General features: G+C 60.7%; 15 protein-coding genes. 7 read left to right on the forward strand and 8 right to left on the reverse strand.

Annotated features, from left to right (window positions below; translation table 11 throughout):
- Positions 1 to 129: 129 nt before the first annotated feature.
- On the reverse strand, positions 130 to 771 hold the full coding sequence (gene tetR, locus GUC32_RS12340) for a tetracycline resistance transcriptional repressor TetR (RefSeq protein ID WP_043143511.1): 642 nt from the start codon (positions 769 to 771) through the stop codon (positions 130 to 132).
- Between the two features lie 76 nt (positions 772 to 847).
- Between tetR and tet(41) the strand changes: the two genes are divergently transcribed.
- The 4 genes from tet(41) to GUC32_RS12360 all read left to right on the forward strand — a co-directional run bounded on the left by tet(41) (position 848) and on the right by GUC32_RS12360 (position 5729).
- Positions 848 to 2014 carry a tetracycline efflux MFS transporter Tet(41) gene (gene tet(41), locus GUC32_RS12345; protein WP_038630269.1) on the forward strand — a complete coding sequence of 389 codons (1167 nt, stop codon included), beginning with the start codon at positions 848 to 850 and terminating at the stop codon, positions 2012 to 2014.
- 198 nt (positions 2015 to 2212) lie between these two features.
- Entirely contained in the window at positions 2213 to 3169 is a 957-nt protein-coding gene (locus GUC32_RS12350; RefSeq protein WP_089195904.1) for a sulfonate ABC transporter substrate-binding protein, read from the forward strand.
- A 258-nt stretch (positions 3170 to 3427) separates the two neighbouring features.
- Positions 3428 to 4162 (forward strand): MurR/RpiR family transcriptional regulator, encoded by a 735-nt coding sequence (locus tag GUC32_RS12355; protein WP_025302900.1) that lies wholly within the window; start codon positions 3428 to 3430, stop codon positions 4160 to 4162.
- 130 nt (positions 4163 to 4292) lie between these two features.
- Positions 4293 to 5729, forward strand: a complete 1437-nt coding sequence (locus GUC32_RS12360) for a 6-phospho-beta-glucosidase (RefSeq protein WP_142590352.1) — start codon at positions 4293 to 4295, stop codon at positions 5727 to 5729.
- Between the two features lie 48 nt (positions 5730 to 5777).
- On the opposite strand, the gene GUC32_RS12365 is transcribed toward GUC32_RS12360, so the two are convergent.
- The 5 genes from GUC32_RS12365 to GUC32_RS12385 all read right to left on the reverse strand — a co-directional run bounded on the left by GUC32_RS12365 (position 5778) and on the right by GUC32_RS12385 (position 10324).
- Positions 5778 to 7115, reverse strand: coding sequence for a D-serine ammonia-lyase (locus tag GUC32_RS12365; RefSeq protein ID WP_369435238.1), 1338 nt, complete (start codon positions 7113 to 7115; stop codon positions 5778 to 5780).
- 109 nt (positions 7116 to 7224) lie between these two features.
- On the reverse strand, positions 7225 to 7914 hold the full coding sequence (locus GUC32_RS12370; protein ID WP_369435239.1) for a VIT family protein: 690 nt from the start codon (positions 7912 to 7914) through the stop codon (positions 7225 to 7227).
- Positions 7915 to 7941: 27 nt separating this feature from the next.
- The gene (locus GUC32_RS12375) at positions 7942 to 8415 is read right to left on the reverse strand and encodes a VOC family protein (protein WP_142590350.1); all 474 of its coding nucleotides are present in this window, start codon (positions 8413 to 8415) and stop codon (positions 7942 to 7944) included.
- An 11-nt stretch (positions 8416 to 8426) separates the two neighbouring features.
- Positions 8427 to 8777, reverse strand: coding sequence for a DUF1428 domain-containing protein (locus GUC32_RS12380; RefSeq protein WP_025302905.1), 351 nt, complete (start codon positions 8775 to 8777; stop codon positions 8427 to 8429).
- 104 nt (positions 8778 to 8881) lie between these two features.
- Positions 8882 to 10324, reverse strand: a complete 1443-nt coding sequence (locus tag GUC32_RS12385; protein ID WP_049295670.1) for a diguanylate cyclase — start codon at positions 10322 to 10324, stop codon at positions 8882 to 8884.
- A 387-nt stretch (positions 10325 to 10711) separates the two neighbouring features.
- Between GUC32_RS12385 and GUC32_RS12390 the strand changes: the two genes are divergently transcribed.
- Complete coding sequence (locus tag GUC32_RS12390; RefSeq protein ID WP_369435240.1) at positions 10712 to 12850, forward strand: TonB-dependent siderophore receptor; 2139 nt, start codon at positions 10712 to 10714, stop codon at positions 12848 to 12850.
- Positions 12851 to 12900: 50 nt separating this feature from the next.
- Here GUC32_RS12390 and GUC32_RS12395 read toward each other — a convergent pair whose 3' ends face one another.
- A complete protein-coding gene (locus GUC32_RS12395) occupies positions 12901 to 13716 on the reverse strand; it encodes an alpha/beta fold hydrolase (protein ID WP_149570001.1) in 816 nt (271 codons plus the stop codon).
- 114 nt (positions 13717 to 13830) lie between these two features.
- Here GUC32_RS12395 and GUC32_RS12400 point away from each other — a divergent pair, with 114 nt between their 5' ends.
- Positions 13831 to 14013: a hypothetical protein gene (locus GUC32_RS12400; RefSeq protein ID WP_025302909.1), complete on the forward strand. Its 183-nt coding sequence runs from the start codon at positions 13831 to 13833 to the stop codon at positions 14011 to 14013.
- A 48-nt stretch (positions 14014 to 14061) separates the two neighbouring features.
- Here the strand turns inward: GUC32_RS12400 and GUC32_RS12405 are convergent, their stop codons facing one another.
- Positions 14062 to 16491 (reverse strand): DUF3772 domain-containing protein, encoded by a 2430-nt coding sequence (locus GUC32_RS12405; RefSeq protein WP_065424061.1) that lies wholly within the window; start codon positions 16489 to 16491, stop codon positions 14062 to 14064.
- Between the two features lie 450 nt (positions 16492 to 16941).
- Between GUC32_RS12405 and GUC32_RS12410 the strand changes: the two genes are divergently transcribed.
- Complete coding sequence (locus GUC32_RS12410) at positions 16942 to 18672, forward strand: ABC-F family ATP-binding cassette domain-containing protein (RefSeq protein ID WP_369435241.1); 1731 nt, start codon at positions 16942 to 16944, stop codon at positions 18670 to 18672.
- The last annotated feature ends 12 nt before the right edge of the window (positions 18673 to 18684 follow it).

Raw genomic sequence — 18684 nt, forward strand, 5'->3', positions numbered from 1 at the left:
GCGAAGAACAATTGAGCAGCGTGCTAATAATTATCATCAAAAGACATGATGATGTTAAGGGAATGTAGCCGCCATGGCTTTAACGAAAAGTGGGTATTTCCTATAAATTTCCTATAGATAAGCCTGGTTTTATGATTGCTGGCCGTGATTATTGTCGATCGTCAATTCGGCCTCGGCGCCGTCAACCAACAGCCGCACGCTGGCTTCGAACAGCGCGTCTGCGCCCTTATCCTGCAATGTTTCCCAGCCTTCGCACAGCAGCGGGTAACGCCGGCGATCGGCGTCATTCAGCGCATCGTCCGACTGCATTTGTTGCTCTTCCAGCACCCAGCCCACCACGAAACGTCCGACGGCGAACAGCAGATTAACGGCGCGTTCCGGCGTCAACCCCGCCCGACACAACAGCGCCACCTTGGCCTCAATGATGGCGAATTGCGGTTCCTGCGGCCGGGTGCCGGCATGCAGACGCGCGCCGTCGCGGTAAGCCAGCAGCGCCCGACGGAAATGGCTCGCATTGGTAACGACCCAATCCTGCCAGGGCATGTCGGCGGGCACCTCTTCACGGTGATCCAACATGATGGTTTCCGCCATCGCCTTCAGCAGTTCGGCCTTGTTCTTGAAATGCCAATAGAGCGTGGGAGATTGCACCCCCAAATGTTGTGCCAGGCGACGGGTGCTCAGGGCATCGATGCCGATGTCATTCAACAACGCCAGCGCCCCGCGCAGGACGGTCTCTCGCGTTAAACGCGTCGCGGTATTTTTTTCGCTCATCTCTCTATCACTGATAGGGTTACTATGGAATACTCAATACTCTATCACTGTTAGAGTCGCAATTTTGAAAAAACCTATGCTGGTTATTTTGTTGACGGTATTGCTGGATGCGGTAGGCATCGGCCTGATCATGCCTATCCTGCCGGCGCTGTTGCGCTCACTGGGCGGCCTCGACGCCGGCAGCGTGCATTACGGCGCGCTGCTGGCGGCGTATGCGTTGATGCAATTCCTGTTTTCACCGATCCTCGGCGCACTGAGCGATCGTTTCGGCCGGCGTCCGGTGCTGTTGATTTCGCTCGCCGGCGCGGCGGCCGACTATCTGCTGATGGCGTTCGCGCCGACGCTGGCCTGGCTCTATCTGGGCCGGTTGCTGGCGGGCATCACCGGCGCCAACATGGCGGTCGCCACCGCTTACGTCACCGATATTACCCCCGCCGGCCAGCGCGCGCGGCGTTTTGGCCTGGTGGGCGCGGTGTTCGGCGTCGGTTTTATCGTCGGTCCGCTGCTCGGTGGATCGCTGGGCGAATGGCATCTGCATGCCCCCTTCCTGGCGGCGGCGGCGATGAATGCCCTCAACCTGATCATGGCGTTTTTCCTGCTGCCGGAATCGCGTAAACCCCGCGCCCGCGCCGCCGAGAAAATCCGCCTTAATCCATTTTCGTCATTGCGTCGGCTGCACGGCAAACCGGGCCTGCTGCCGCTGGCCGGTATTTACCTGATCATGGCGCTGGTTTCACAGGCGCCGGCCACGCTGTGGATTTTATACGGTCAGGATCGTTTCGGCTGGAGCATGATGGTGGCGGGCCTGTCGCTGGCCGGTTACGGCGCCTGCCACGCGCTGTCGCAGGCCTTCGCCATCGGCCCGCTGGTCGCACGGCTCGGCGAGCGCAAGGCACTGCTGATCGGCCTGGCGGCCGACGCGCTGGGTCTGGTGCTGTTATCGATCGCCACCCGCGGCTGGGCGCCCTTTGCGCTGCTGCCGTTCTTCGCCGCGGGCGGTATGGCGCTGCCGGCGCTGCAGGCGTTGATGGCGCACAAGGTGGACGACGATCATCAGGGCGAGCTGCAAGGGACGCTGGCCAGCATGGGCAGCCTGATCGGCGTCGCGGGGCCGCTGGTCGCGACGGCGCTGTACGCCGCCACGCGCGATGTCTGGCCCGGCCTGGTCTGGGCGTTGGCCGCCGCCCTGTATCTGTTGGTTCCGCTGTTGCTGGCGCGTTCGCGTGAGCGTGACGCGGCGTAGCGTCGAGCTCACCCTCTCCCGATTAAGCTCATTTATGGCTAAGCAAGGCATTATTCAGCATAAGCGGGCGCTTTACACGCCACTGCGCCGCTCATTATCATCGCCCTTATCCCGCCGCAGGAAAATTTAAATGCCGTTTCATGGCGTTACGCCCAGCGCGTCATCGCTACCGTTCACTTCGCCTATCGGAAGATCATGATGAGAAAACTCACAACGCCGCTGATCGCCGCCCTGCTGCTCGGCCTGTTTAGCCTGCCGGCCGGCGCGCAGGAGAAACTGCAGCAAATCACCATCGGTTACCAAAAAGCCAACATTTTTGCGCTGCTGAAATACCGCGGTACGCTGGAAAAAACCCTGGAGCCGCAGGGTATCAAGGTTCGCTGGATAGAATTCCCCGCCGGCCCACAGATGTTGGAAGGGTTGAACGTCGGCAGCATCGATCTGGCGGCGACCGGCGACGCCCCGCCGGCCTTCGCGCAAGCCGCCAAGGCCGATCTGGTTTATTTGGCGCATTCGCCGCCCAGCCCGAAAACCGAAGCCATCGTGGTGCCGCAGGATTCGCCGATCCGCTCCGTGGCCGATCTGAAAGGCAAACGCGTGGCGTTGAACAAAGGGTCTGACGTCAATTACCTGCTGGTGAGCGCGCTGGAACAGGCCGGCTTGAGCTACAAGGACATCACGCCGGTCTATCTGCCGCCGAGCGATGCCCGCGCCGCCTTCCAGCGCGGCAGCGTCGACGCCTGGGTGATTTGGGATCCCTACTACGCCGAGGTGGAAACCCATGCCAACGCCCGTCGGCTGAAAGACGCGGAAGGCCTCGTGCCGCACTACACCTTCTATCTCGCCAGCCGCCGCTTTGCCGAAACCTACCCGGACAGCGCCAAGCAGGTGATTCAACAGCTCGGCGTGCTGAGCGACTGGGCCAACGGCCATCCGCAGGAAGCGGCGGCGATCCTCGCTCAGAGCACCGGCCTGGATCAGGCCATTTGGGCCAGAGCCATCGCCCGCATGCCGTTCGGCAGCCAGCGCATGTCGCCGGAGGTGTTCAGGCAGCAACAGCAGTTGGCGGATAAATTCACCGCCATCGGGCTGCTGCCGGTTAAGGTGGACGTCAACGCCGCCCGCTGGTCCGAAGATAAACCCGAGACGCCATAGCCTTTGCCGCGCTTTGGCTTTAGAAAGCAGAAACCGGCATTTTGCCACCGGAATAAGCTGACCTATGCTAACCCTGTGTGATGAAACGCGTTTTCATGGCATGTCTTCCGGAACGTTTTGCTTTAATTTGTTCGTCGTGAACCCTGGGCCGCGCCTGACTGGTGCGGCTTTTCTTTTTGCCCGGCAGTGCCAGCGGCGGGGAATTTTGCTATGTTAACCCGCAGATAAGCTTCCCGTTTTCAGCCGCCGGACCGACTCATGTTTACCCATAAAGCAATCGCCGAGCTCAACGCCCTGGAGCTGATGGTTTATACCTACGTCAGCAAACACAAGAATCAAGTGATGTACATGACCATCCGCGAGCTGGCCGAGGCCGCCGGCGTCTCCACCACCACCGTGCTGCGGTTTTGCAAGAAAATGGGCTGTGACGGCTATTCGGAATTTCGCATCCGTTTCAAGCTGTATCTGGAACAAACCGATGCGCCACCGGTCGATTCTGGCATCGGCGAAATCCTCAGCTTTTTTAAAAGCGTCAGCAACGAAGAATTTAATCAGCTGATCGATCAGGCGGTGCAACATATCGCCGCCGCCGAGCGAATTATTTTCGTCGGCATCAGTACGTCGGGCGCATTGGGGAAATATGGCGCGCGTTTCTTTTCCAACGTCGGGAAATTCAGCACCCATATCGACGATCCTTATTATCCCGTCAACAGCGATATGTATAAAAACGCGGTGGCGATCATGCTGTCGGTTTCTGGTGAGACCGAAGAGATCCTGCGTTTGGCCAGCCAGTTCAGCCTGCACCACTGCAAGATCATCAGCATCACCAACAACGAAACCTCTTCGCTGGCGCGGCTGGCGGACTTCAACCTCTCCTACCACGTTCCGCAGCATTTGATCGGCGGGCATCACAATATTACCACGCAGATCCCCGTACTTTACATTATTGAAACCATCGGCAAACGGCTCGGGCATATTAATTCGGAAAAATAAAACAGGCTGTTTTTTTATTGTGACAAATCACTTTTCACGGTGATTTGTTATATCGTGACATTTCTTTCGGTCTTGCTACTCTGTTCTCAACGCAGCGTTATTACCCTTCATTAAATAAACCGATGAGACATTGACGATGAAACAGTTGCCGAAGGATTTTCTGTGGGGGGGCGCGGTCGCCGCGCACCAGGTTGAAGGCGGTTGGGATCGGGGCGGCAAAGGGCCCAGCATCGCCGACGTGCTGTCCGGCGGCTCGCACGGCGTGGATCGCGTGATGACCGACGGCGTGCTCGACGGCTATCGTTACCCCAACCACGAAGCGGTGGACTTCTACGGCCGCTACAAGCAGGACGTGGCACTGTTCGCCGAGATGGGCTTCAAGTGTTTTCGCACCTCGATCGCCTGGACGCGCATTTTCCCGAACGGCGACGAAGCGACGCCGAACGAGGCCGGCCTGCAGTTTTACGACGACCTGTTCGACGAACTGCTGAAATACGGTATTCAGCCGGTGATCACCCTGTCCCACTTCGAAATGCCTTACCATTTGGTGAAAGCTTACGGCGGCTGGAAAAATCGCCGGGTGGTGGAGTTCTTCGTGCGCTTTAGCGAGGTGGTGATGCGTCGCTACCGCGAAAAAGTGAAGTACTGGATGACCTTCAACGAGATCAACAACCAGAGCAACTACCGCTACCCGCTGTTCGGCTACTGCTGTTCCGGCGTGGATTACACCCAGGAAGACAACCCGGAACAGGCGCTGTACCAGGTGTTGCACCACCAGTTCGTCGCCAGCGCGCAGGTGGTCAAACTCGGCCATCAGATCAACCCGGAATTCAAAATCGGCTGCATGCTGGCCTGCGTGCCGTTCTATCCTTATTCCTGTAAACCGGACGACGTGATGTACGCCGTGGAAGCGATGCACCAGCGCTATCTGTATACCGACGTGCAGATGCGCGGCTACTACCCAAGCTACCTGCTGCGCGATTGGGAACGCAAAGGGCTGAAGATCGAGATGCAGCTGCAGGACGCGCAGATCCTGCGCGAGGGCTGCACCGACTACATCGGTTTCAGCTACTACATGAGCAATGCGCTGCAGGCCAACGCGGTGGACGGCAGCGACGGCATGTTCGGCTTCCCGGGCAACGTGCCGAACCCGCACGTCAAGGCCTCCGACTGGGGCTGGCAGATCGATCCGGTCGGGCTGCGCTATTCGCTGAACGTGCTGTATGAACGTTACCAGAAGCCGCTGTTTATCGTGGAAAACGGCTTCGGCGCCTTCGACAAGGTGGAGGCGGACGGCCAGATCAACGATGACTATCGCATCGACTATCTGCGCGCCCATATCGAAGAGATGAAGAAAGCGGTGATTGAAGACGGTGTAGATCTGATCGGCTACACGCCGTGGGGCTGCATCGACTGCGTGTCGTTCACCACCGGTGAGTACAGCAAACGCTACGGGTTCATCTACGTCGACAAACACGACGACGGCACCGGCACGCTCGAACGTTCGCGCAAGAAAAGCTTCGACTGGTACCGCCAGGTGATCGCCAGCAACGGCGAACAGCTGTAACCGCACGACAGACAATCAGGGGCGATTTTCGCCCCTTTTTACTGTGCCTTACTCCGCCGCCTGCCCGGCGGCGAGGTACTTCGCCATTTCCGCCGACGGCACCATGCCGCCGCCGGTCGCCCACACCAGATGCGTCGCCTGCGCCAGGTGCTCGGCGCTGATGCCTTGCTCGCTGAGCGCCTTCGCATGGGCGGCAACGCGCCACGGTCCGGCCATGCCCGCCAACGCGGACGGTTCCAGTTGGATATGCTCGTACCGGTCCAACAACCCGAGCAGCGCAAACATCTCTTCATCGCTGAGAGTGTAAAACGCGTTCAGCAGACGTTCCATCGCCCGGCCGACAAAGCCGGAGGCGCGCCCCACCGCCAGCCCGTCCGCCGCGGTGCGGTTATCGATGCCGAGATCTTGCACCGCAATGCCGTCATGCAGCCCGCTGTAGACGCCGAGCAGCATGCAGGGCGAATGGGTCGGCTCGGCGAAAATGCAGTGAACGTGATCGCCGAACGCCAGCTTGAGGCCAAACGCCACACCGCCCGGCCCGCCGCCAACGCCGCACGGCAGATACACGAACAGCGGATGCTGCGCGTCCACCACGATACCCTGTTCGGCGAACTGCCGCTTCAGGCGGCCGCCGGCCACCGCGTAGCCGAGGAACAGAGTTTGCGAGTTTTCATCATCGATAAAGAAACAGCGCGGATCGTTTGCCGCCTGTTTGCGCCCCTGCTCGACCGCCACGCCGTAATCTTCGGCGTACTCCACCACCGTGACGCCGTTATCGCGCAGTTTTTGCTTCTTCCACGCCCGTGCATCCGCCGACATGTGCACGCTGACGTCAAACCCCAACCGGGCGCTGATGATGCCGATGGATAATCCCAGATTGCCGGTCGATCCGACGGCGATGCGGTACTGGCTGAAGAATTGACGGAACTCGTCGGAAAACAGCCGGGCGTAGTCGTCGCCGGTGTGCAGCAGCCCCGCCTCCAGCGCCAGCTTTTCCGCGTGCGTCAGCACCTCATAGATGCCGCCGCGCGCCTTGATCGAGCCGGAAATCGGCAGATGGCTGTCCTTTTTCAACAGCAGGCGTCCGCCCAACGTCTGCCCATAGCGCCGATCCAACGCGAGCTGCATGGCGGGGAGCGCCACCAGCTCGGACTCGATGATCCCCTTTGTGGGTTGGGTTTCCGGGAAGGCCGCGGCGAGATAAGGCGCGAAGCGCGCCAGGCGCTGCTCCGCGTCGGCGACGTCGGCGGCAGTCAACCCGACGTGGGGCAGCCCTGCGGCCAACGTTGTCGCGCGTGGATTGAACCAGGTGATTGGCTCTAGCGCGACCATGCGTTGCAACAGCGGATGCTGGGCGACCCACGATAGGATCTGTGATTTCTGCATAAGTGTCCCTGACTGAGGTTGGCGTTGCCGTCACCTTGCCGCGAACGCCGGCGGCTGACAAATGATAAATTCTGAGCTTGAGGTGCAATAGATTGATGCAAGTGCGACGTTAGCCGGCCGTCACGCCAAACAGCAGGCCGACGCCGGAAGAAACCGCCATCGCCAGTGCGCTCCAGATGAGGATGCGCGCCACGCCCGGCAAGATCGGCGCCCCGCCGGTTTTCGCGGCGATGCCGCCGAGAACGCCGAGGGAAATCAGCGCCGACGCCACCAGCGCCGGCCGCGTCCAGGCGACCGGTACCCACAGCGCCAACAGCAGCGGCAACAGCGCGCCGAGAGAGAAACTCAGGGCCGACGCCAACGCGGCCTGCAGCGGCCGGGCGCGGGTGGCAGAGGAAATGCCCAGCTCGTCGCGCGCGTGGGCCTCCAGCGCATCATGCGCCATCAGCTTTTCCGCCACCTGCCGGGCCAACGCCGGATCCAGACCGCGATGCACGTAGATTGACGTCAGTTCGCGAAACTCCCCCGGGTAGTCTTCAAGCAGTTCCGCCTGTTCCTCCGCCAGCGCGGCCTTTTCGGTATCCGCCTGCGACGAGACCGACACATACTCGCCGGTGGCCATCGACATTGCGCCGGCCACCCACCCGGCGACGCCGGCGATCATCAGCGCGGAATGCGAGGCGCTGGCCGCCGCGACGCCCAGCAGCAGGCTGGCCGTTGAAACGATGCCGTCGTTGGCGCCGAGCACCGCCGCCCGCAGCCAGCCGATGCGTTCAATACTGTGCCGTTCTCGGTGCATCCGTTCTCTCCCTCAGTGAGCGTTGCGCTACTCGTGCGCCGCCGCTTCCAACCCGGCGATGTCGATTTTGCCCATCAACAGCATCGCTTCCGTGACACGCCGCACGCGGGCGGCGTCGGGATCGTTCATCAACTCGGTCAGACGCCGCGGCACAATCTGCCAGCAAAGCCCCCAGCGATCGCGCAGCCAGCCGCACTGCTCCGCCTCGCCGCCCTCGCTCAACGCACCCCACAGCCTGTCGACCTCCGCCTGATCGTCACATTCCACCATCACGGAGAAGCTGTGATTGAACGGATCCAACGGCCCGGCTTCGATCGCCGCATAGCGCTGGTCGCCCAACGTGAAGGAAGCCAGCTTCACGCTGCCGGCCGGGCCGCTCGGCGTATCCGCCGGCAGCTCGGAAAACCAGTTCACGGACGAACCGGGGATCAACGCGACATAGCAATTCAGCGCCGCTTCCATGTCTTTTTCAAACCACAGATGTTGCGTAATTCTGGCCATCTGTGCCTCCTTTACGCATCGAGGATCGGCGCGAAACCGCCGAAGATCATGCGTTTGCCGTCGAACGGCATCTCGCCCAGCGCTTTCATGCGCGGGTCGTTCATCATTTTTTCGTTGGCGGCGTCACGTACCGCCTTGGAGGGGTACTCTATCCAACTGAACACCACCACTTCGTCTTCCTGGGCTTTCACCGCGCCGCGAAAGTCGGTAAGTTTGCCGTCGGGCACGTCATCGCCCCAACATTCCACGATGCGCGTGGCGCCAAACTCTTTGAACAGCGGCGCCGCTGCGGCCGCCAACCGGTGATAGGCCTCCTTATTGGCGGCCGGTACCGCCACCACAAACCCGTCTACGTATTTCATTCTGGCATCCTCTTGTCTGATTAAGGACAGTCGGTTCGGCGCAGGCGGAAATGCCCGCGCCCCCTACCAGTTTAGACGGCCGGGGCAGAGCGCGGATCGGAAGTTCAGCGGCCATGAGCAGCCGGCGGAGACGATTCCGGTGTGGCAACCCGGTTACGGCCGGCGTTTTTCGCTTTGTACACCGCCAGATCCGCCAGCTTCAGCAGATCCGCCAGGCTTTGGCCGGCGCCGCCCGGGCAGGTCACCATGCCGATGCTGACGGTGATCTGCAGCGGATGCCCGGCCGGCATGAGGATAGACTCCGTTTCGATGCGTTGCCGCAGGCGTTCGGCCAATTGCCATCCTTGCTGCGGCTGGCCGAGCGTCGAAACGATGGCGAACTCTTCGCCCCCCATGCGGCCGAACAGGTCACCGACGCTCAGATCGGCGGCGATCGCGCGGGTAAAGGCCATCAGTGCCTGATCGCCGCCGGCATGGCCAAAACGGTCATTAATCGATTTGAAATAGTCGATATCGAGCATCATGACGCACACCAGCTCGCCCTTTTGGTCTATCAACCGTTCGCCGCGCTGCATAAACGCATTGCGCGTCAGCACGTGCGTTAACGCATCGTGATTCGCCACGTGCTCCAGCGTGCGCAGCAGCGCATTGCGCGCATAGTTCATGCTGGCCACGGCGATGGGCCCCAGCGCCAGCAGCGCGATGCCCAAACGCATCGATACCGCGTTTTGCAACACCTTCATGTCGAGCGTCGTGCTAAGCAACCCGAAATCGATCGCCAGATGGCACCACAGCACATAAATCAGCACCGCAATCATGGTGCAGAACAATGAGAAGGACATCGCAAGCCACAGCAGCACCGGCATGGGAAAGATCACCGCCCCGGGGCCGCCGATCAGCACGCTACACACCGCCGCCAGTAACAGCAGCGCCAATACCGTGAGTTTTCGCCCCGCCCGCGGCCAGTGGCTGCGCTGGGTGAACAGGGCGCCGGCCGCCGCAAGGCGACGTCGCCAATCGGCGGGAAACGCCAGAATAAACGGCATCAGCGTGACGTAGTTGGTGAATTCGGACGAGAACCACAGCGCCAGCGAGGTCAGATACGGTCTGCCGAACAGCCACTGCGAAGTTGCGGCGCCCACCGCGCCGGTCGCGGCGGCGGCAGCCAGGCAGATACCGAACAGGTACATGCTGGACGTGCCGCGCTGCAACGTGCGCGCCGGCGGCGACAGCCGCATGAACAACAGATACCCCACCACGACGCCGGTCAGATTGGCGACGTTCAGCAGCAGCGTCTTTTGCAGCGAACTGCCGGTCAACAGATCCGCCGCCAGATAGCCCAGCACCGCCATGCCCCAGCCGGCCCGCGTAGCCCACTGTGGCCGCCGCACCAAAACGGCCAGCAGTACGGCGTTCACCGGCCAGAATATCGCCAGAAAGCTGCCGGGGCGACTCACGATGCCCAGCAGACACAGGGTGAACACCAGCAAAAAAATGATGAGCGCGGGCCAGATTTTCCGGGTATCGGACAACGAGGTGGTTTGCATCTTGGATCCAGAGACTTCCGCTAGCATAAAGTGACAGTCTGTTCGCGTCACAACCGTCGGCGATGAGGCGAAGATAAACGGCCGACCCGCCTATTATTGCCAGTTTTGCCTGCCCGGACACCTGTTTATTCATCAAGGGAAAATATATTTGTGTATCAATATATTGACAGGAATCCCCCTTCCGGCGAACAAACTGCCGCGCCCCTCCCGTCACTACGATCGTTATTGCCACCCAGCCGATTTTTTACCGGCAAAATCGCCACCTTTTACCGTAAAGACAAAATTAAATCGCGCAGTGAAGGGATACAGGCATTCCCCACTATTCAAAACGGATAAATGATAATTATAATGATAATCGTTACTATTTATTATTTTTTACGGAATTATATGCGCCAGTCAGTTCTTCGCCACCCCAACAAAAACAAAAAAAATCACGTTTTTCGCTCGCTGCCCCTGTTCGCCGGCCTGTTCCCCGCCCTGACGATCGCCGCCGCACCCGGCGCAAAAACGGAGGAATCCATTACGGTGACCGCCGCGGCCCAGCCTTCTGGCAGCTATAGCGCCGACACCGCCTCGACCGCCGGCAAGACCGCCGCGCCGATCGCCGAGGTACCGCAATCGGTCAGCGTCGTCACCTCTCAGGTCATTGACGACTTCCAGGTCAAAAGCGTCAATGACGCGATGAAGTTCGTCAGCGGCGTCACCCAGGGCAACACGCTCGGCGGCACGGAGGATGGCTTCGTCAAACGCGGGTTCGGGGTTAACTCCGACGGCTCGGTCTTCATCGACGGCGTGCGCAGCAACCAGGGGTTGAGCATGGACGCCACCACCGATCGCGTTGAGGTCCTGAAAGGTTCCGCTTCGCTGCTGTATGGCATCCTCAGCCCCGGCGGCGTCATCAATCTGATCAGCAAAAAACCGCAATATGACTGGAACACCCGCATCAGCGGCGCCACCAACAGTGTTGGCGGCGGCAGCGGCAGCGTCGATGTGACCGGCCCGCTGGGCGGCGGCTTCGCCTTTCGCCTGATCGCCGAACGCCAGCACGCAGATTACTGGCGCAATTTCGGCAGCGACGAACACACGCTGATCGCCCCCTCGCTCAGTTGGTTCGGCGACCAGGCTTCCTTTAACATCGCCTACAGCGAATACAAGTACGACATTCCTTACGATCGCGGCACCGCATTTATCGACGGCAAACCGGTCGATGTGCCCTATGACCGCCGCTTGGATGACTACGCGAACCATGCCTGGGGCAAGAACAAACGTCTGAACGCCCATTATGAGTACGCGCTGGATCCGATCTGGACGACCCGCTTCAACTACGCCTGGCTGCAACGCCGTTACGACAGCAACGAAGTGCGCGCCACCGCGGTCGACACCACGACCGGCATCGTCTCGCGCCGCGCCGACGCCAATCGCGGTTTCAATCATCAAACCCACTATTACTCCTGGGATCTGACCGGTTCGCCGCAGCTGTTCGGCATGCAGCACGACCTGCTGCTGGGCGTGGACTACGAGAAAAATCAGACCTACAAGGCCTATTCCTACCGCGGCAAGGTCTCGAAGACCTTCAACATGTACGATCCGGTGTATGGCGAAACGCCGGTCACCGACAGCACCACTTACAGTGACGCGTCAAGCAACCTGCGCGCCACGCTGTTCAGCCGTTCCCTGTACGCCAAGGACAGCATTCATCTCACCGATCAATGGATCGCGGTGCTGGGCGCGCGCTATCAGTCGTATTACCAGAACAACAGCAACGGTTTCCAGAAACCGAAAAATACGCTCAATGACAAAGACGACCAGTTTTTGCCGCAGGCGGGGTTGGTGTATAAGCTGACGCCGAGCCTGTCGCTATACGGCAATTACAGCCGTTCGTTCACGCCGTCCACCGCCATCGACGACAATGGCGACGTCGCCACGCCGGAAACCGGCACCACCTATGAGGTAGGCGGAAAATGGCAGATCACTCCGGCGTTCGACGCCACGCTGGCGCTCTATCGCATCGATGAAAGCAATATGTCGATCTTTATCAACGGCGTGACCCGCAGCATTCCCAAAGCGCGCTCCACCGGTGCGGAATTGGAGTTGAACGGCGAAGTGGCGCCCAACTGGGATCTCACCGCCAACTACAGCTACGACAAAACCGAGATCGTCGAAGACAACCTCAATCCGACCAACGTCGGCAATCGGCTGGTCAACGCCCCGACCAACATGGGCGGCCTGTACCTCAGCCGTCGCATGACGCTGCCGGTGGTGCCCGGCGAGGTGCGCATTGGCGGCGGCGCGCGCTACGTCGGTCGCCGCGCCGGCGATCCGGAGAACAGTTTCACCATGCCGGCCTATACCGTGGCGGATGCCTTTGTCGCCTGGGACAGCAAGCTGCTGGGGAAACATACTCAGCTGAAACTGAATGTGAAAAACCTGTTCAACCGCGAATACTATGCTTCCAGCGCCGGTAATTTACGCGTGATTGAGGGTGAGCCGCGCAGCCTGAGCCTGCAGGCAACGGTCGATTTCTAACCTGTCACGCCTTGGGCGCCGTTTGGCGCCCGTTTTCTTTGCGGCGGCCCTCAAAACGCCTTGCGACACATCACATCGGCGAGAAAATCCAACAGCGCGCGGTTGAACACCGCCGGCCGCTGCAGCGGCGCGAAGTGGCTGACACCCGGCAGCATCACCAGACGGGCGCCAGGGATGCTGCGGCTCAAGTAGACGGCATGCTCGACGCGGATAAACTCATCGTGCTCGCTATGAACGATCGTCACCGGCACGCGAATGGCTGCCAATTCCTGTACGCGGTAGTCTGGCTGGCTGCTCATCATCAGGCTCACGGCAGCGACGAACGCATCGAACTCCTCCGGCGTCGGCGACAAGGCGGCATAGTCCTGCGCATGACGCGCAAAACAGCGCTCCACGATGGGGTTGGACGCGGGCGGTTTAACGCCGCTGGCGTCCATATTGCAACCGAAGAAAAAAACGCCGTCCACCCGCTGCGGCGCCCGATGGGCAGCGATAAGCGCAACACAGGCGCCATCGCTCCAGCCCGCCAGCGCGGCGTGCGGGATCCGCAACGCATCCATCACCGCCAACAGATCATCGGCCATCCGATCGTAACGATACGGCCGGGCGTCGCGCGTGCTGCGCCCGTGCCCGCGGCTGTCGATGACCAGCACGCCGTACCCGGCGGCCAGCAGCGTCGGCAGCTGATACCCCCAGTTGCCGCTGTGGCCTAGGCCGCCGTGCAGCAGGATCACCGTCGGATCCGCGCCATAGGCCGCATACCAGATGCGCGCGCCGTCATGTTCGACATCACCCTGCTTGGTAAAGGGCGGCAACGGCGGCGCACCCTGCGCGGCAAAGTGGGTCAAATCGTCGTCGGTTTGCATCTTTCCCTCCTCGTTCGCCGCCGTTGTGCGCCGAAACGTTATCAAAGGAGTATAGATTGCACCGGTGAGCGGTGCCGTTCGCTTTCCCGACATATACTTAAGGGAGGAATCGCAATGGAGGACGGTGAGATGAAGAAGATAATTCTCGTGTTTTTGATGCTGATGCTGAGCGGTTGTATCGGCGGAGGCGGCGGCCCATCGAATGCGCCTTCGGCATCGCCGAATGAACCTTACACCTGCACCAAATCCAGCGCCAACAGCGACTGCTCGCAATCGGTGGAGCCGTCGATGTACTAGCCACGTTCGGCGGGCCGTCACTTAACGGCCCGCCGCCTCAGGGCTGGGTTAGGAGGAGTGTTCCTCTTCGTTGGCCTGATACCGCGTCGCCTGCTGTTTCATAAACACCACTTCTTGCGGGCTGGACAGGCTCACTTCCTGCGCGCGCAGCAGCTTGAGGATATTGAACAGCAGTTCGCTCTTGGTGGCGCCGACCATGCGCGGGCTCGGCACGTAGCCAGTCACGCTCAGGATAATACCGTCCGGCCCCAGCTGGCTAAAGCGCACATAAGGTGCCGGCGTCTCCAGAATGGTTTCGTACTCGTTATAGGCGCTGAGCAAGATATTGCGCACCTGCTCCGGATCGATCGAGGTCGGGAACGTCAGCGCGATGGTCACTACCCCTTGCGCGTTGCCCATGGTGGCGTTGCGCACGTTCTGCGAGATCAGCTGTGAGTTCGGTACGATCATGGTGGAGCGGTCGCTGAGCTGGATTTCGGTGGCGCGCACGTTGATGCGCCGCACGTCGCCTTCCACGCCGCCGATGCCGATCATATCCCCGACCTTCACCGGGCGCTCGGTTAGCAGGATCAGGCCGGAAATAAAGTTCTTCACGATCTCCTGTAAACCGAAACCGATACCGACCGACAAGGCGCTGACGATCCACGCCAGGTTGCTCCACTGGATGCCGAGCGCCGCCAGGGTGATCAGAATCACCAGCACATAACCGATATTGCTGAACAGCGTCACCAGCGAGGCCCGGATGCCGACGTCCGAAATGGTTTTCGGCAGCAGCTCAGAGCCCAGCCAGCGCCGCACCGCGCGCAGAATGTAGATACCGATCGCCAGACAGATCACGGCGTTGAGCAGGTTGCCGGGCACGATGTTGAAACGCTGCAAGCCTTCGCCGGTCAGGATCGAGACGATTTTCTCCATCAGCGAGCCTGGCGTGGTGCTGCCGAACGAGCCGTTGAACAACGCGACGATCATCAACAGCAACAGCGAACATTTGGCCAGCGCGGTGGTGATGATCGCCACCTGTTCCAGATGGCGATCCTTGAAGCTGAGCGTTTTCTTCAGCATCTTGCCGCTGACGGTCTGCGGCGAAAACAGCGCGGCGCACAGGTCAGTGGCGAACAACACCATGAAGTAGAACGCCATCAGCACCAGCACCACCCAGATCAGCTGGTAGGTCAGGAAGCGGGCGAAGGCGATGTAACCCACAAGCAAGGAAAGCAGGATCACCACCGAACACACCAGGGTGACGATGTGCACCAGCCCGCCGACCAGCGTGCGTTTTTCCAGGTGCGCGCCCTGCTGCTCCAGACGGCGACGAATGCGCTGGCCGCGCAGCGGCGCCGCCAGCAGCACCATGCCGATCAATCCCGCTACCAGGCCGTTGCCGAAGATGGTGGTGGCCAATGAGGCGCTGACGACGTTGTTGATCAGCTCAACGGTGCCGAACGCCAGCGCCAGACCGGCCAGCAGCGGCGAGAAGTAACGCAGCCCGGCGGCCACTTCATTGTCCAGCGAAGCCAAACGCCACGACGGGCGATTCAGCGACAGCGCCGCACGCCCCAGCCCGGCGATCAGCGCGCAGAAAATCCCCAGACGGTTAAAGCCTTCGGCGAAGTCTTCCAGCATCACCGGCAGCGGCTGAACGCGAATAAAAACGTAATACAGCAAATTCAGCGCGATCGAGGTAGTGAACACCGTCACGGCCACGGTGATGATCGCCATAAAGCTGCGGCGCAGGCGCCCGTCCGGCAGGAAGCGAATGCTGACCCAGGCGAGGAAACGCTCGGACAAATAGCGCCCCCAGGACCAGACGATCACCGCCAGCGCCAGCAACGCCAGCGTGCCGTAACGCCATTCGTCCTGCCAACTGGCGTCCCAGGCCGCTTTCATCTCGGCGTTGAACTGGTCCAGCCGCTGCACGTCATCCGCTGACGGCTGCACCACCGGCGTCCAGAATTTGACGCCCAAAATGCTGCCGGTGTTCAGCGCCAGCTGGGTTTTAAACGCTACCCGGCGCAGATCGCTGATCTGCTGCCCCAGGTCGAAAGCGCTGGTCTTGATGGCCTGCGCGCGTTTTACCGCATCGTCCAGCTGCTTCTTGCTGCTGTTCAGCGCATTACGCTGCTGGGCGACAGCCGGGGTTTCCGGCAGCGCGCCGGCCGCCGGGGCCGGCCCCAGCACATCCAGCTGTGCCTGCAGTTTTTCCTGCAGCGGCTGCAGATCGGCAGACAATTTATCCATGCTGGCGACCAGATCGTCGGTCGCCAGCCGCAGCTTGCTGAGCTGGGTGTCGGTGGTAGCCTTTGAAACCAGCTGCTTCATGCTGTCCAACTGCTTTTGCGCGGCTTTCAGCTGCGTAGCGGGATCGGGCGCGCTTTCGGCGGTGGGATCATCCTGGGGGGCGGCGACGGCGCCGAGCGGCGTCAGCTGCAAACCCAACAGCAATAACAACAACAGCAGGAACGAACGGGGCTTTAACATAAATTCAGTGCTCAGCATCATTATCTGATAGACAGACGAAAAGGCGGCGGATGAACCGTCGCTTAACCATAAACGCTAATTATAATAGCTGCTTAATGTCGGCCGAAATACAGTAATTATTCCCATTGTGTGCCACGCGCCCGTGCTCGCCTTAGCCTGCTGATTATTCAGGCGCTTTTACACTGGCGATACGGCATAAAGCGCTCTATACTCCAGCCACCGATTAACCTGCAACCAATAAAAGGAGACTTACTATGCTGACGTGTGAATTGGTTTTTCACTCACACTTCTTTGGTAATCGTCGCCGCTCAAGCATTACCGGTATCGTGCTGCGATAACCCAGCTTGAGCGAAGCTTACTAAAATCCAGGATCTTCCCTCCGGCTTACCGGGTTGTCGTCAGCGATGTTTGACGATAGGCATTGTCATGCCTGTAACTCTTGAGTAAGCAATGAGCACATTACTGTCTGCACAATCTGTCGGTTACGGCAACGCGTTCGGCGTCCTGCTGAGCGAGATATCCTTCAGCCTGAAAAAAGGCGATCGCATCGGTTTGATCGGCGATAACGGCTGCGGCAAAAGCACCCTGCTGCAAATTCTCAGCGGCGACCTACCTGCGCACACCGGTTCAGTGACATTGTCACACCAATGTCTGATGGCGCGCATCGAGCAGCACCTGCCGCCGGAGCTGCACGCCTGCACCCTGCTGGATGCGGTGCTGGCGCGGCTGCCTGCGGGCCAACACCTCAGTGAACGCTGGCGCTGTGAAGCGTTACTGGCCGAGCTGGGGTTTGAACCGGCGAGCTGGACGTTGACCGCCGGCACCCTCAGCGGCGGCCAGCATACGCGGCTGCTGTTGGCGCGCGCGTTGATCCGCCAACCCGATCTGCTGTTGCTCGACGAACCCAGCAACCACCTGGACCTGCCCACGCTGCTGTGGCTGGAACAGTTCTTGCGCAGCTGGGCCGGCAGCTTCGTGCTGGTGTCGCACGATCGCTACCTGCTCGATCAGGTGACTAACTGCACCTGGATCCTGCGCGACAAAACGCTGCAGTTCTTCCGTTTGCCCTGCTCTGCGGCGCGCACCGCGCTGGCGGAACAGGACGCCGCGGACGAACAGCGGCGCTACGCCGAGCAGAAAGAGATAGACCGGGTGGAAAAAAGCGCCAAACGCCTGGCGACCTGGGGCAAGGTCTACGACAACGAAGATCTGGCGCGCAAGGCCAAGCAAATGGAGAAGCGCGTCGATCGGTTGAAGGAAGAACAGACCACCCTGACCGCCGGCAGCCCGTGGCGGTTGCGGCTGCAGGGAGAAGCGCTGGATGCCGATCGCCTGCTGGCGCTGCCGCACTGGGCGGTGCGCCCGGCGCCGGATGCGCCGGTGCTGTTCAGCCTCGAACATCTGCGCGTGAAAAGCGGCGATCGCATCGCCATCGTCGGGCGCAACTGCTGCGGTAAATCGTCGCTGCTGCGCCTGTTGTGGCGTGAGTATCAGCAACAAACGGAGCGCCCGGCGCTGTTCCATCCGCGCGTGCGCATCGGCTATTACGATCAGAGCCTGCAACAGCTGCGCGATGAAGACACGTTGAGCGACGCGTTGGCGCAGTTTGCACCGCTGACCGAGGAACAGCGGAAACTGGCGCTGATCGGCGCCGGTTTTCCTTACCTGCGCCACCATCAGCAGATCCGTTCGCTGAGCGGTGGTGAGCGTTCGCGGCTGCTGTTCGTCGGTCTGACGCTGGCCAACCATTCGCTGCTGCTGCTGGACGAGCCCACCAACCACCTGGACATGGCAGGCAAAGAAGAGCTGGCGGAAACGCTGCGCCAGTTCGCCGGCGCCATCATGTTGGTCACCCACGACCGGATGCTGATCGAACAGAGCTGCAACCGCTTTTGGCTGATCGACCAGCAAAAACTGGAGGAGTGGCACGATCTGGCGCCGGTGTATCAGCGCCTGGCGGGCGAAGCACCGGCGCTACCGACGGCGGACAGGGCCGATGCAGACGCCCCGACGCCGGACGAGCGCTTGGAAGGCGAAGAAGCGCTGCTGACCGCCCTGTTTGCCCTCGAAAACAAACTGGAGGACGACCTGGCGCGCAAGCCGAAGCACCAGAAACCGGAGCTTCAGGCGCGCTGGCGCCGCGAGATTGCCGACATTACCGCCCGGTTGAATCTGGGCTAACCTTGACAGGCC

The sequence above is a fragment of the Serratia sp. NGAS9 genome, assembly GCF_009905295.1.
Taxonomy (GTDB): Bacteria; Pseudomonadota; Gammaproteobacteria; order Enterobacterales; family Enterobacteriaceae; genus Serratia; species Serratia bockelmannii.